Origin of the sequence: Streptomyces erythrochromogenes (genome assembly GCF_036170895.1) — a bacterium.
GTDB classification, from domain to species: Bacteria; Actinomycetota; Actinomycetes; order Streptomycetales; family Streptomycetaceae; genus Streptomyces; species Streptomyces erythrochromogenes.
Genome location: NZ_CP108036.1, coordinates 503497 through 516428 on the forward strand (window position 1 = coordinate 503497; position 12932 = coordinate 516428).

Consider the following 12932-nt stretch of genomic DNA (forward strand, 5'->3'; position numbering starts at 1 on the left):
GATCCCCGCCCCCGTCCGCCGGTTCGGTGGTCCCGAACCGGCGGACGGGCCGCCGCTTCCCGTCAGATGCCGTCCGTGAACAGCAGCCGGTTGGGGGTGCCGCCACCGGTCCCGGTCAGGAGGTCCTTGGTGGACGTCTCCACGAGCCACCCGGCGACGTCCTCGGGGGTGGCCGCCGGGTGGGCCGCCTTGTAAAGGGCGGCCGTTCCGGTGACGTGCGGGGCGGCCATGGAGGTGCCGTCCAAGACGACGGTGTCCCCGCCGAGCAGCGCGGAGTCGATCTGCTCGCCGGGGGCGTGGATCTCGACGCACGCGCCCCGGTTGGAGAAGGCGGACTGCTCGTCGCGCCGGTTGCTCGCGGCCACCGTCACCACCCGGTCCGCCGAGGCCGGGGAGACCGCGCAGGCGTCGGCCGCGGAGTTGCCAGCCGCGATGACCGGCAGGGTGCCCGCCGCGGCCACGGCGGTCGCCGCCCGGTTCACGGCGTCGGAACGGCCGCCGCCCAGGGAGACGTTCAGGACGGCCGGCTGCCTGGCGTTCGCCGCCACCCAGTCGAGTCCGGCGACGACCGCCGAGTAGTCGCCCCGGCCGTCACAGCCGAGTACGCGGACGCTGACCAGGCGCACGGCGCGTGCGACCCCGTACGTCCGGCCGCCGACGGTGCCCGCGACGTGGGTGCCGTGGCCCTCGCAGTCCTGGCCGCCACCTCCGTCCCCGACGGCGTCGAAGCCGGGCTCGGCGCGGCCCTCGAACTCGGGGTGGGCGTAGTCGATCCCGGTGTCGAGGATGTAGGCGGTCACGCCGGCGCCGTCGCCGCCGGTGGTGAAGTCGCCGTCGAGCGGGAGGGCCCGCTGGTCGATGCGGTCCAGACCCCAGGTCGGTGCGGGAGCCCTGGAGGCGGACGGTGCCACCGGGCCGGGCGGCGTCGGCGGTGCGGAGACTTCCGCGTCCGACTCCACCGAGCGCACTCCGGGGGTGGTGCGGACCTCCTCCAGCTGCCCCGGGGTCAGCGGCACCGCGAAGCCGTTCATCGCGGACCCGTAGACGAAGGTGGGCTCCAGCCCGAGCCGTTCCGCGAGCCCGTCGGCGTCCACGCCCTCGTCGAGGCTGACGATGTACCTGCCGGGGACGGCGGCGGCGGACGTGAAGAGCGGAGCCCGTACGGGTTCCGGAACGTCCGCGGCCGCGGCGCCGACGAGTGCGGGGGCCGCCGCGATCAGGGCCGCGGCGGTCAGACGTACGAGCAGGCGCATGGAGGTACTCCCCGGGAGGTCGGCGGTCGTCAGGAGACGGTCGCGTCCTCGCCGGTGCTCGGTCGCGGCCTCCCTCTCCTTCGGACGGCGCCAGGGAGGGCTTGAGGGGCACGTCCTCACATGGCCCAGCCCCCCGGACCCGGCGGCGGGCGGGGCGGTCACGGCAGGTGCCGTGACCGCCCCCGCGACCGCGCGCCGCTGCCTCCCGCCCCGGGGCGGGAGACCGGCCGGGGAGCCGGGCAAGGCTCCGGCAGGCCGGGTCAGGCGCCGGGCGGCACCCGGGACGGGCGGCCCGTGCCGCGCGTCAGGGAGTACCCGAAGATGCCCGCGAGGGCACCGAGCACTCCGCCGACCGCCGTCCAGAGCCATCGGTCCGACCACCAGCCGCCGGACCAGCCGTCCTCCGGCTCGCGCAGGGAGCCGGTCACCGTGCCGGCGACCAGCGGGGTGGCGAGGGCCCCGTCCACCGCGAAGGCGCCGCCCTCCTCCTGTACGTCGGCCTCGACGGCCGCGCGCACCGGCAGGCCGAGGTCCTCCTCCGGCAGGTCCACGACCGTCAGACGGACGTAGTAGCTGCCCGGCAGCGGGTCGTTGGCCCACGGCTCCGCGCCGGCGCGGACCGTGCGCAGGGTGCAGGACAGTTCGACCGAGGCGGCCTCCTTGGCCGCCGCCCTACTCTGCATGCCGTACGTGCAGGCCTGCCGGCGGCGGAGTCCGTCGTACACGTCGAGCTGCCAGGTCGAGGCGCCGTGCCGGGCGGCGGACTCGGGCAGGGTGAGGTTGGCCTTCACGGTGACGCGCTGCTGCGCGTCGACCGGAAGGACCCAGTACAGGTAGTCGCCGCTGGAGGCGCCGGCCGTAGCCTTCTGGCCGGGCCGGAACGGCGTGGCGGTGCGGAAGCTCGTGCCCGCCTCGGTCGGGGCGGCTTCGGCGCCGGCCCCGCCCTTGCCGGTGGTGGCGCTCGGCGAGGGGGTGTCCGCGGAGGCCGTACCCGCGGCCGTACCGGCCACCGCGAGGGCGGCGGCCGCCGCGAGCAGGCCCGCGGTCAGTCTGCGTACGGTACGCATCAGTTGGTCCTCCAGACGGAGATGCGCCAGCGCGAGATCCATCCCCACACGAGTCCGGCCAGGAGTCCGGCCAGTACCAGCACGGCCAGCGTCCACCAGCCGCGCCCGAGGCCGAAGGCCGCGGCGTCGGAGGCGTCGTCGGGGCCGTCCACCAGGTCGATGGTCAGCTCGACGGGCATGCCGGGGGTGGTCTTGACGGAAGCGGGGGCGGAGAAGGAGTTGCTGACCTGGAGGCAGACGGTCTCCGCCGCGGGCTTCGCGTCGGTGTCGGAGTCGGCGTCGTCGATCTCGGCCTTGGGGTAGCGCAGGCCGGTGGAGAGGACGTCGGTGCGGCCGTCGCCGGCCTCGGAGCCGCGTACGATCTCCCGCCCGTGGACGGTCGTGGCGCGCAGCATGACGCCGTAGTCGTTGTTGACGGCTCTGTCGGCGCCGATGCTCACCGAGGCGCGCAGCTCCTGGCCGGGCAGGACGTCCACCCGGTACCAGCGGTGCTCGCCGAAGGTCTCGCGGTCGCTGTAGAGACCGGCCTTCAGCTGCGGGGCGCCCGCGCACTGCTTCGCGCCCTCGGTCGCCACCGGGTTGACGACCGGGTCGGCGGCCCGGTCGACGAGTTGGCGGACCCTGCCGGAGAGTTCGGCCTTGTGCTGGACGGAGGTGTAGGTACCGCCGGTGGCCTCGGCGATGCAGGTCAGCTGGGCCCGGGTCTTGGCGTCCGGGACCAGGCCGAGGGTGTCGATGACCAGGTGGATGCCCTTGGCCGCGATGTCGCGGGCCACTTCACACGGGTCGAGCGGGGCGCAGGTGTCCTCGCCGTCCGTGATGAGGACGATCCGCTTGGTGGCGTTGCCGCCCTCCAGGTCCTGGGCGGCGCCGAGCAGGGCCGGTCCGATGGGGGTCCAGCCGGTCGGGGCGAGGGTCGCGACGGCGGTCTTGGCCTCGGTCCGGTCCAGGGGTCCGACCTTGTAGAGCTGCTTGGTGTCCTTGCAGCCGAGCGTGCGGTCGTCACCGGCGTAGTCGGCGCCGAGGGTCCGTATGCCGAGCTGGACTTCGGCGGGTACGGCGTCGATGACCTCGTTGAAAGCCTGCTTCGCGGCGGCCATGCGGGACCCGCCGTCGATGTCGTTGGCCCGCATGGAGCCGCTGACGTCCAGGACGAGGTCGACCTTGGGGGGTTCCTTCGCCGCCGGTCCGTCGGCGGCCGTGGCGCTCGCCGGGAAGAGCCCGACGGCCAGTGCGGCGAACAGGCCGCAGGCCCTGGCCGCGAGCCGTTTTCTTGTGATCATCGCCGGATCGTATTGAGGATCGTCCGGCAATCCAAAACACGGGGGTTCCGGCGGGCCGGTGGATATCCGCAGGCGTGCGGCGGAGCCTCCGGCCCAGGGTGCCCGGATGAGTAGTCGTACCTTCCCAATCACCGTCCGCGGCGCGTTCGACGGCCTGACCGACGGCCAGCGGGCCGAGCTGCTCGGAGCCGCGCCCGAGCACGACATGCTGCGTGCGGAGTCCACCGCCGAGGGGCACCTCGCGTACGACCTGGCGGGCCGCCCCTTCTTCACCTTCCGCTTCCTGGACTCGGGCGGGGCGGAGGACGACGTCCTCGACGCGACGGCCCGCGCGGAGCCGGCTGCGGAGGGCTGGCTGGCGGAGCGCGGGTACGGCTGCAAGCAGCTGCGTTCGCAGGCGCAGGACCTGTCGCCGGCTCGGCCGGGCGAGCGGCAGCGGCGGGAGGCCGCGCGCGCCGAAGCGCAGGACTGACGAGGACGTGCTCCTCACCGGAAACACGGTTCTGACCGGAACACGGCTCCGACCGGGACGCGGTTGCGACCGGTCAGGGCCGGGTGTCCGGGGCGAAGACGGTCGCGAGGTGAGCGGCCAGCCGCTCGCGGTCCGGCGGGGAGAGGCGGGCGCCGAGGTATCCGTCAGGGCGGACCAGGAACGCGGTCGGCTGCTGGGCGGCGTAGAGGCGGGCGAACTCGCCGCCGGTGTCGTGGTACGCGGGGAGTACGGCCGGGCCCGCCGGGGCGTCGGGCGGGGTGTCGGCCGGCAGGACGACGCACGTCTCGACCCGGCCGCCGGAGGACTCCCGCGCCGTGCGGGCGAGTTCGTCGAGGCCGGTCCCGTACAGCAGCAGGACGTGTTCGCGTTCGCGCAGCAGGTCGCCGAGGCGCAGCGGGACGGCGGCGATCGGCGAGGTGAGGCCGCCGCAGTCGGGGGCCCGGTCGCCCGGGCGGGGTCCGGGGCCCTCGCCGGGCGGGTCGACGGCGGGGCTTCCGCGGTAGCCGACGAGCAGTTGGGCCTCGCGCAGGATCAGGGTGTCGGCGTCCTCGGGGTCGGACTGGACCCCTTGGGCGGAGGCGTGGCGCACCGTGCGGCCGACGACCTCCTCGCCGACGGGCCGGCGTTCGGCGTCGTAGCTGGGCAGGAGGCCGGGGTGGGCGGCGCCGTCGACTGCCAGGGCGAGCTTCCACGCCAGGTTCCAGGCGTCCTGGATACCGGTGTTCATGCCCTGGGCGCCGGTCGGCGGGTGGATGTGCGCGGCGTCGCCGGCGATGAAGACCCGGCCGTGCCCGTACCGGTCCACGATCCGGTGGCTGATGCGGAAGACGGACGACCAGCGGATGTTCGAGGCGGTGGTGGGGGTCGGCGAGAGCCGGTTCAGGACGGTCTGGATGTCTGCCAGTTCCGGTACCCGGCCGCCCTGGAGGCCGTGGGCGACACCGTCGGCGGCGGCCTGTTCCGCGGTGGACAGTTCGGGCGGCACCTTCATGGACATCCGGTAGCGGCCGCGGCCCGGCAGCGGGATGCACACGAGTACGTCGTCCACGGCGCCGGCGGCGTCCAGGTGCATGGCGCGCAGGGAGTACCCGTACGGCAGGTCCCAGTCGGCCTCGACGTCGGCGAGCATGTACTCCTCGGGGAAGGCGCCGCCCTCGAAGGAGAGCCCGAGGCCTTTGCGGACGATGCTGTGGGCGCCGTCGCAGCCCACCAGGTAGCGGGTGCGCAGTTCCTCCTCGGCGCCGGAGGGGGTGCGGAGCCGGCTGGTGACGCCGTCGGAGTCCTGGCTGAACGACACCAGTTCGGTGCCGCGTTCGACCGCGGTGCCCCAGCGGGCCAGGTGCTCGTCGAGGATGCGCTCGGTCTCGTACTGGGGCAGTGCCGCGAAGCGGTAGGGCACTTCGGGCGGTAGGACGAGGTCGATGCGGGGCCGCTCGGCGCCGTTGACGTACGTGAGCTGGCCGCGCAGGGGGACGGCCGCGTCCAGTACGGCGCGGACCATCCCCATGCGGTCCCAGATCTCGAGGGTGCGCGGCTGGATGCCCACGGCCTTCGCGTACGGCAGGCGGGCGGGGAGCCGGTCGACGATCCGGCAGGAGACCCCGCGCCGGCGGAGTTCGGTGGCGGCGGTCAGCCCGATGGGGCCGGCGCCGACGACCAGTACGTCCGTCGTGTTGCGTTGCGCCACTGGCGTCTCCCGGCGTGCGGCCCCCGTCGGAGTCGGTCTGACCCCATGGTGGCCGTCCGCCGGGCCTCCGGCATCTCCGCCGGATCTGCGCCACTCGGCCTTCGTTACTCGATGACGAGGTCGACCTCGATGTTGCCGCGGGTGGCGCGGGAGTACGGGCAGACCTCGTGGGCCTGCTTCACCAGCAGGGCGCCCGTCTCGCCGGCCAGGGATTCCGGCAGCTCGACGCGCAGGGTGGCGCGGAGACCGAAGCCGGCGCCCTCCTTGATGATGGAGACCTCCGCGGTGACCGAGGCGTCGCTGGTGTCCACCTTGGCCTGGCGGCCGACCAGGCCGAGCGCGCTGGAGAAGCAGGCGGCGTAGCCGGCGGCGAAGAGCTGCTCGGGGTTGGTGCCCTGTCCGTTGCCGCCCAGCGCCGGGGGCATGGCCAGGGCGAGGTCGAGCTGGCCGTCGGAGCTGACGGCGCGGCCCTCGCGGCCATTGGCGGTGGCGACAGCGGTGTAGAGCGCGTCCATGAGAGTTCCTCTCGCAGAAATGAACCGTGGCGGCGGCCGGTGGTCGACCGCGCTGCACCAGTAGAGCACGCAATTCAGTTGTGCACAATTCAATGCCCTTCAAGTTCTTCCCGGGTACACTGGCCGACATGACCGAGCAGCCCACCGCGACCCGCTCCGACCAGGACTTCCTGCGCCTGGACGGCCAGATCTGCTTCGCGCTGAACGCAGCGAGCCGCGCCTTCGGCGGCCTCTACCGCGTGGTCCTCAAGGACCTGGGGCTCACCTACCCGCAGTACCTGGTGATGCTGGTGCTGTGGGAGCACGGCGAGATGCCGGTCAAGGAGATCGGACAGCACCTGCGGCTGGACTCGGGCACCCTGTCCCCGCTGCTCAAGCGGCTGGAGGCGGCCGGACTGGTCCGCCGGGAGCGCAGCACCGAGGACGAGCGCTCCGTGCGCGCCCACCTGACCGAGGAGGGCGCGGCGCTGCGCGCCCGCGCGGTCGAGGTGCCGCGGCGGATCGCGGCGGCCACCGGCTTCGAGCTCGCCGAGGTCGTCGACCTCCAGGACCGCCTGAGCCGGCTGACGGCCGCATTGGACGCCGCCGTACCCCTGGAGGAGGCCCGGGAGACCCAGGAGCCGCGGGAGGCGTAGCCGCCGTCCCCGACGGACACTGGGGCCACCCCGTGACGGCAGGAGGTGGCCGATGGACCCGGCTGCGGCGCTCGACCGGATCGCGTTCCTGCTGGAGCGCGCACAGGCACCCACCTACCGGGTGCGGGCCTTCCGCACCGCGTCCGCGGTCGTCGTGAGGATGGGCGCGGAGGAGGTGGCGGCGCGGGCCGCCGCCGGTTCCCTGGAGGCCGTCAAGGGCCTCGGCCCCAAGACGGCCGCGGTCGTGCGGGAGGCACTCGCCGGCGGTGTGCCGGCGTACCTGCAGGGCTTGGAGGACGAGGCCGCCGCACTCCCGGAGGGCCCCCCGGCCTCGCCGGCCGCCGCCGCGCTGCGGGCGGCGCTGCGCGGGGACTGCCACGTGCACTCGGACTGGTCCGACGGCGGCAGCCCGATCGAGGCGATGGGCCGGACGGCCGCCGGTCTGGGCCACGAGTGGGCGGTGCTGACCGACCACTCGCCGCGCCTGACCGTCGCACGGGGCCTCTCCCCGGACCGGCTGCGCGAGCAGCTGGACGTGGTGGCCGCGCTCAACGCCACCTGGGCGCCCTTCCGGCTGCTCACCGGGATCGAGTGCGACATCCTGGACGACGGGTCGCTCGACCAGGAGCCCGATCTGCTGGAACGACTGGATCTCGTCGTCGGCTCGGTGCACTCCAAACTGCGGATGGACGCGCCCGCGATGACCCGGCGGATGCTGGCGGCCGTGCGCAACCCGCTGATGGACGTCCTCGGCCACTGCACGGGGCGGCTGGTCACCGGCCGGACCCGGCCGGAGTCGCAGTTCGACGCCGAGGCGGTGTTCGCGGCCTGCGCGGAGACGGGCACCGCCGTGGAGATCAACAGCCGGCCCGAACGACTGGACCCGCCGCGGCGGCTGCTGCGGCTGGCCGTGGCGGCCGGGACCTTCTTCGCGATCGACACGGACGCGCACGCCCCGGGCCAGCTGGACTGGCAGGTCCTCGGCTGCGAACGGGCCGTGGAATGCGGCGTTCCGACGGAGCGCGTCATCAACACCTGGCCGGCCGACCGCCTCCTGACCTGGACCCGCACCCGGCGCGCGCCCTGAGCTGCGACGGGGAGGACGAGCCGCGGAATCCGGGGCCTGCGCGTCGCTCCCGGCAGCGCGGCGCTCAGGGGCGGAGTTCGGCGGCCAGCAGGATCACGTCGGCTCCGGCCACCGCCGTCACCGTCAGGAACGGGAGCCGTCCCGCGGGCCTGCGGAGCGCGAGGAGCAGCGCCGTCGCCGTCGCGCCCAGCAGCACCCAGCCGTACGCCGTCACCCGCCCCGGCGGTCCCGCGACGAGGGCCGCGGTCGAGCCCAGGACGAGCAGCCCGGCCAGCACGGCCGAGCGCCGGGCGCCGAGCCGCTGCGGCAGCCCGACCACCCCGGTGGCCAGGTCGTCGTCGATGTCGGGCAGGACGTTCGCGAAGTGGGCGCCCGCGCCCAGCAGCGCCGCGGCCGCCATCAGCCACGGCGGCGGCCAGGGCGCGCCGGGCAGCCCGAGGGTGACGAAGGCCGGCAGCAGGCCGAAGGCCAGGGCGTACGGGGCCCAGGAGACGACCGTGCCCTTCAGCCGGAGGTTGTACCCCCACGCGGCCGCCACGCCGGCCAGGTGCACGGCGCCGGCGAGCGGACCGGCCGCCAGCGACAGCGGCACGCAGAGCAGGAGCGCCGCGCCCGCCGCCCGGGCCACGGCGGCGGCCGACACCGTACCGGCGACCAGCGGCTTGTCCCGTCGGCCCGTGGCCAGGTCCCGCCCGAGGTCGGCCCGGTCGTTGCACCAGCCCACCGACAGCTGGCCCGCGGCCACCGCCCCCGCGACGAGGAACACCCCCGGCGGGCCGTGCCCTGCCGCGACCGCCAGGACCGCGGCGAAGAGCGTCACGGCCGCCGCGGGCAGCGGGTGACACGACGCCCCCAGGCCGCCCAGGGCGCGTCCGGCGCGGGCGGCCCTGGTGGCAGCGCCGACTCCGGCACCATCGGCACTCTCGGCGATCTGCTTGGTTCGCACGGGCACGGGCGACACGCTATGCGGCGCCGCGCCCGAATCGGTTGATTCATAGCGAAGTGTCAGTTGTTTCCTATGGTGACTCAATGACACGTGTTCTGGCAGTGCGCAGCGTGTTCCCGCCCCATCGTCATCCCCAGGCCGAGATCACGGAGGCGCTCGCCCGCTTCCTGCCGCCCGGCTCCGACACCGCCCTGCTGCGCCGGGTCCACGCCTCGGTGCGCGTGGAGAGCCGTCATCTCGCGCTCCCGCTGGAGCGCTACGGGCCCGCGAACAACTTCGGCACGACGAACGCCCTCTTCGTGGAGACGGCCCTGGAACTCGGATCCCGGGTGCTCGAACTCACCCTCGCCGACGCAGGCCTGACGGCCCCCGAGGTCGATCTGGTCATGTCGACGACCGTGACCGGGCTCGCGACGCCCTCGCTGGAGGCCCGCCTCGCCTCCCGCGCCGGGCTGCGTCCCGATGTACGGCGGCTGCCGCTCTTCGGTCTCGGGTGTGCCGCGGGGGCCGCCGGGGCGAGCCATCTCCACGACCTGCTCGCGGGCCGACCGGGCGATGCGGCCCTGCTGCTGTCCACCGAGCTCTGTTCGCTCACCCTCCAGGCCACCGACTCCTCGATGGCGAACCTGGTGGCCGGGGCCCTCTTCGGCGACGGTGCGGCCGCCCTGGTCGCGGTGGGCCGCGACCATCCCCTGTACGCGACAGGCGCCGGCCCCGAGATCGTCGCCACCCGCAGCCGCCTCTACCCGGGCACCGAGCGCCTCCTCGGCTGGGACATCGGCCACTGGGGCATGCGCATGGTGCTCGGCCGCGAACTCCCGGATCTGGCCCGGCTGCACGTGGCCGAGGAGGTGGAGAGCTTCCTCGCCGCCCACGACCTGAAACCCGCGGACGTCGACGCCTGGATCTGCCATCCCGGCGGCCCGAAGATCCTCGACGCGCTCTCGGACGCGCTGGCGCTGCCGGAGTCGGCCTTCGCGGCGAGCCGGCGTTCGCTGGCCGCCGTGGGCAACCTCTCCTCCGCCTCGGTCCTGCACATCCTTGAAGGCGTCCGCCGCGCCGGACCGCGGCCCGGTTCCGTCGGGCTGATGCTCGGCTTCGGCCCCGGCTTCGCCTCCGAACTCGTCCTCCTGCGCTGGTGAACTCGGTGAACCCCATGAACTCCCTGACCTCCGCCACCTCCTTGAGCCTGTACCTGTTGCTCATCTGCCTCGTCGCCGCCGAACGGCTCGCCGAGCTGGTCACCGCCCGCCGCAACACCTCCTGGAGCCTGGAGCGCGGCGGCCGCGAGTACGGCCGCGGCCACTACCCGGCCATGGTCGCCCTGCACGCCGCGCTGCTGATCGGCTGCGTGGTCGAACCCTGGGCGGCCGGACGGCCGTTCGTCCCCCTGCTCGGCTGGTCGGCCCTCGCCGTCGCCCTCGCCGCCCAGGGCCTGCGCTGGTGGTGCATCGCCTCGCTCGGCCCGCGCTGGAACACCCGGGTGCTCGTCGTGCCCGGACTGCCGCTGGTGGAGCGGGGCCCGTACCGGGTGCTGCGCCACCCCAACTACGTGGCGGTGGTCGCGGAAGGAGCCGCACTGCCGCTGGTCCACTCCGCCTGGGTGACCGCGCTCGGCTTCACCGTGCTCAATCTGGTGCTGCTGCGCGTGCGGATCGGCTGCGAGGACGCCGCCCTGACGGACGGCGGACGGCTGCGGGCGCCCGCCTCCGTCCCATCGGCGGGAGCACCGTCATGATCGACCTGCTGATCGCGGGCGGCGGTCCGGCCGGGCTGGCCACCGCCATCCACGGCGCCCTCGCCGGCCTGGAGGTCGTGGTCGCGGAACCGCGGCCCACCCCCATCGACAAGGCTTGCGGAGAGGGCCTCATGCCCGGGGCGGTACGCCGCCTCGGCGAACTGGGCGTGCCCGTGGCGGGGCAGCCCTTCCGCGGGATCCGCTACGTCGACGGCGTGAACGGCCTGCGGGCCGAGGGGCTCTTCCGGTCCGGTCCGGGCCTCGGCGCCCGCCGTACGGACCTCCAGGCCGCGCTCGCCGAACGGGCCGCGCAGCTCGGCGTACAGGTCCTGCCGCAACGCGTCGACCAGGTGCGCCAGGGCGTCGACCACGTCACCGCGGCCGGGCTCACCGCCCGCTACCTCGTCGCCGCGGACGGCCTGCACTCCCCCGTCCGGCGCGGGCTGGGCCTGTCGGCTCCGGCCACTCCCCGCCGTCCGGCCCGCTACGGGCTGCGCCGCCACTTCGCCGTCGAACCGTGGAGCGACCTCGTCGAGGTGCACTGGTCGGCGCGGTGCGAGGCCTACATCACCCCGCTGGCGCCCGACCGGATCGGCGTGGCGGTCCTGACCACCGACCAGGCGCCCTTCGACGAACAGCTCGCGCGCTTCCCGCACCTGGCGGACCGGCTGACCGGGTACGCCGACACGCCGGTGCGCGGCGCCGGTCCGCTGCGCCAGGGGGCACGCGTACGCGTCGCGGGGCGGGTGCTGTTCGTGGGCGACGCGGCCGGATACGTGGACGCCCTGACGGGCGAGGGGCTCACCCTGGCCGTGACGGCCGCGGGCGAACTGGTGCGCTGCGTCAAGGCGGGACGGCCACAGGCCTACGAGCAGGCCTGGCGGGACCTGTCGCGCAGCTACCGCGCCCTCACCGAGTCACTGCTGTGGGCCCGGCGGCGGCCGCGCCTCGCACCCCGGATCGTCCCGCTGGCCGCCCGGCTGCCCCGCGTGTTCACGGGGGCGGTCAACCTCCTCGCCTGAGGAACGCCCGCGAACGCAGCGGCACCCCGCGCGCGGTGCGCGGGGTGCCGCTGCGGCGGTCGCGGCCGCAGGTCAGGCCGAGCTCTCCTGACGGTTCCTCAAGGCCAGGCCGGCGAGGACCGCGCCGGCCGCCGCGCACAGCATGACGGCGGCACCCGCCCAGGCCCGGGAGCCGCCCACGGTGCCGGCCAGCGGGTCGAAGGCCAGCGAGCCGCCGAGGACGTGCAGGGCGACCACGCCGACGGCAGTGGCCGCTCCGGCCCGCCACACGGCCGTGGTGTCGCGCACCGCCACCAGCGCGCCGACGCCCAGGCACACCAGGGTGACCAGGAGGGGCAGGAGGCCGAGGGGGCTCGCGGACGCCAGGGCGGTGAGGTCCTGCGGCAGGTGGAGGGCTCCGCTGACCAGCAGGGCTATCGCCACGGGCCAGCGCAGGACGTGCCCCAGCGCCGCGGCGCGGGCCGGCTCCCCCACGGGGGCGGGCCGCCGGGACTTCGCCCGGTAGGGCGCGTCGTTCAGCTCCGTGCACGGGGGCTCGTACGGCTTCTCGCGCGGCTGCTCGTACGCCTGCGGGTGCGGCTCTGCGGCCGGTGCGCCGGCCTCGGCGGGCCGGGCCCGGCGCTGTGGCTCCGGCTCGCCGGACTCGTCCTTGCCGAGGATGGTCACCAGCAGGGCGACGTCCTCGATGGACCGGCCGACGGCGGCGGCGCGCAGCGTGATGTCCGCCTCGCCCACCTCGTGCGGTGCCTCGCCCAGCAGGGTGACCATCCGTTGTACGTCCTGCACGGGCCGGGTCACGGCGGCCGCGCGCAGCGCCTCCTGTCCCGCGTCGGGCAGCCGGCCGTCCTCCTTGAGGAGGCTCACCAGCGCGGTGACCTCCTCCACCGGACGGCAGGTGGCGGCCGTCTCCAGGAGGGTGCGCATGCGCAGCGTGTTCGGCGCGTCGGCATCGTCCGGGGTATCGGCAGGGTCCGGGGCGGCGGGATCGTCCGGGGCCGCGGGGGCGTCGGGGGCGGTGTCGTCGGGGGTCCCGTGGCTGACTTCGTGTTGCGCCGCGAGAGTGATGGGGTCATTCATGGAAAGCTCCGTTCGCCGACGCGCGGGTCTACGCAATCGCGCGCCGGTCATCGTGCGTCATGGTGAGCGCACGCTTTGTTACATTGAGTGCCACTTCCGCCCACTGCGCCATTCGGGGCGGGCAAACGG

Annotated in this window: 13 protein-coding genes; 6 read left to right on the forward strand and 7 right to left on the reverse strand. The window is 74.8% G+C overall.

Annotation, left to right across the window (positions count from 1 at the left end):
- Positions 1 to 62: 62 nt before the first annotated feature.
- The 3 genes from OHA91_RS02495 to OHA91_RS02505 all read right to left on the reverse strand — a co-directional run bounded on the left by OHA91_RS02495 (position 63) and on the right by OHA91_RS02505 (position 3603).
- Positions 63 to 1253 (reverse strand): S8 family peptidase, encoded by a 1191-nt coding sequence (locus tag OHA91_RS02495; protein ID WP_328738458.1) that lies wholly within the window; start codon positions 1251 to 1253, stop codon positions 63 to 65.
- A 260-nt stretch (positions 1254 to 1513) separates the two neighbouring features.
- Positions 1514 to 2320, reverse strand: a complete 807-nt coding sequence (locus OHA91_RS02500) for a hypothetical protein (RefSeq protein ID WP_266496040.1) — start codon at positions 2318 to 2320, stop codon at positions 1514 to 1516.
- The gene (locus tag OHA91_RS02505) at positions 2320 to 3603 is read right to left on the reverse strand and encodes a VWA domain-containing protein (RefSeq protein ID WP_266496037.1); all 1284 of its coding nucleotides are present in this window, start codon (positions 3601 to 3603) and stop codon (positions 2320 to 2322) included. Before OHA91_RS02505 ends, OHA91_RS02500 begins: the two co-directional genes overlap by 1 nt.
- Before the next feature lie 106 nt (positions 3604 to 3709).
- On the opposite strand from OHA91_RS02505, the gene OHA91_RS02510 reads away from it, so the two are divergent.
- Positions 3710 to 4075 carry a DUF6204 family protein gene (locus tag OHA91_RS02510; protein WP_328738459.1) on the forward strand — a complete coding sequence of 122 codons (366 nt, stop codon included), beginning with the start codon at positions 3710 to 3712 and terminating at the stop codon, positions 4073 to 4075.
- 73 nt (positions 4076 to 4148) lie between these two features.
- On the opposite strand, the gene OHA91_RS02515 is transcribed toward OHA91_RS02510, so the two are convergent.
- A complete protein-coding gene (locus OHA91_RS02515) occupies positions 4149 to 5783 on the reverse strand; it encodes an FAD-dependent monooxygenase (protein ID WP_328738460.1) in 1635 nt (544 codons plus the stop codon).
- 104 nt (positions 5784 to 5887) lie between these two features.
- Entirely contained in the window at positions 5888 to 6298 is a 411-nt protein-coding gene (locus OHA91_RS02520; protein ID WP_328738461.1) for an organic hydroperoxide resistance protein, read from the reverse strand.
- A 128-nt stretch (positions 6299 to 6426) separates the two neighbouring features.
- On the opposite strand from OHA91_RS02520, the gene OHA91_RS02525 reads away from it, so the two are divergent.
- Together OHA91_RS02525 and OHA91_RS02530 are read left to right on the forward strand one after the other, a co-directional pair.
- Positions 6427 to 6933 carry a MarR family winged helix-turn-helix transcriptional regulator gene (locus OHA91_RS02525; protein WP_266496030.1) on the forward strand — a complete coding sequence of 169 codons (507 nt, stop codon included), beginning with the start codon at positions 6427 to 6429 and terminating at the stop codon, positions 6931 to 6933.
- 52 nt (positions 6934 to 6985) lie between these two features.
- Positions 6986 to 8020, forward strand: coding sequence for a PHP domain-containing protein (locus OHA91_RS02530; protein WP_328738462.1), 1035 nt, complete (start codon positions 6986 to 6988; stop codon positions 8018 to 8020).
- Between the two features lie 64 nt (positions 8021 to 8084).
- Here OHA91_RS02530 and OHA91_RS02535 read toward each other — a convergent pair whose 3' ends face one another.
- Positions 8085 to 8972: a UbiA family prenyltransferase gene (locus OHA91_RS02535; protein WP_328738463.1), complete on the reverse strand. Its 888-nt coding sequence runs from the start codon at positions 8970 to 8972 to the stop codon at positions 8085 to 8087.
- A 77-nt stretch (positions 8973 to 9049) separates the two neighbouring features.
- Here OHA91_RS02535 and OHA91_RS02540 point away from each other — a divergent pair, with 77 nt between their 5' ends.
- The 3 genes from OHA91_RS02540 to OHA91_RS02550 are packed head-to-tail and all read left to right on the forward strand — an operon-like array spanning position 9050 to position 11726.
- Positions 9050 to 10108 (forward strand): type III polyketide synthase, encoded by a 1059-nt coding sequence (locus OHA91_RS02540; protein WP_328738464.1) that lies wholly within the window; start codon positions 9050 to 9052, stop codon positions 10106 to 10108.
- Between the two features lie 14 nt (positions 10109 to 10122).
- Entirely contained in the window at positions 10123 to 10704 is a 582-nt protein-coding gene (locus tag OHA91_RS02545) for an isoprenylcysteine carboxyl methyltransferase family protein (RefSeq protein WP_328738465.1), read from the forward strand.
- Entirely contained in the window at positions 10701 to 11726 is a 1026-nt protein-coding gene (locus OHA91_RS02550; protein WP_266496019.1) for an NAD(P)/FAD-dependent oxidoreductase, read from the forward strand. The genes OHA91_RS02545 and OHA91_RS02550 overlap by 4 nt, the downstream gene beginning before the upstream one ends.
- A gap of 72 nt (positions 11727 to 11798) precedes the next feature.
- Here the strand turns inward: OHA91_RS02550 and OHA91_RS02555 are convergent, their stop codons facing one another.
- Entirely contained in the window at positions 11799 to 12803 is a 1005-nt protein-coding gene (locus OHA91_RS02555; protein ID WP_266496017.1) for a hypothetical protein, read from the reverse strand.
- Between the last annotated feature and the right edge of the window lie 129 nt (positions 12804 to 12932).

What these genes read in the sequence shown, in the direction of transcription:
- OHA91_RS02525 (WP_266496030.1), top strand. Translation starts at nt 6,427, where the DNA reads ATGACCGAGCAGCCCACCGCGACCCGCTCCGACCAGGACTTCCTGCGC.
- OHA91_RS02520 (WP_328738461.1), bottom strand. Translation starts at nt 6,298, where the DNA reads ATGGACGCGCTCTACACCGCTGTCGCCACCGCCAATGGCCGCGAGGGC.
- OHA91_RS02510 (WP_328738459.1), top strand. Translation starts at nt 3,710, where the DNA reads ATGAGTAGTCGTACCTTCCCAATCACCGTCCGCGGCGCGTTCGACGGC.
- OHA91_RS02550 (WP_266496019.1), top strand. Translation starts at nt 10,701, where the DNA reads ATGATCGACCTGCTGATCGCGGGCGGCGGTCCGGCCGGGCTGGCCACC.
- OHA91_RS02500 (WP_266496040.1), bottom strand. Translation starts at nt 2,320, where the DNA reads ATGCGTACCGTACGCAGACTGACCGCGGGCCTGCTCGCGGCGGCCGCC.
- OHA91_RS02545 (WP_328738465.1), top strand. Translation starts at nt 10,123, where the DNA reads ATGAACTCCCTGACCTCCGCCACCTCCTTGAGCCTGTACCTGTTGCTC.
- OHA91_RS02505 (WP_266496037.1), bottom strand. Translation starts at nt 3,603, where the DNA reads ATGATCACAAGAAAACGGCTCGCGGCCAGGGCCTGCGGCCTGTTCGCC.
- OHA91_RS02530 (WP_328738462.1), top strand. Translation starts at nt 6,986, where the DNA reads ATGGACCCGGCTGCGGCGCTCGACCGGATCGCGTTCCTGCTGGAGCGC.
- OHA91_RS02540 (WP_328738464.1), top strand. Translation starts at nt 9,050, where the DNA reads ATGACACGTGTTCTGGCAGTGCGCAGCGTGTTCCCGCCCCATCGTCAT.
- OHA91_RS02495 (WP_328738458.1), bottom strand. Translation starts at nt 1,253, where the DNA reads ATGCGCCTGCTCGTACGTCTGACCGCCGCGGCCCTGATCGCGGCGGCC.
- OHA91_RS02555 (WP_266496017.1), bottom strand. Translation starts at nt 12,803, where the DNA reads ATGAATGACCCCATCACTCTCGCGGCGCAACACGAAGTCAGCCACGGG.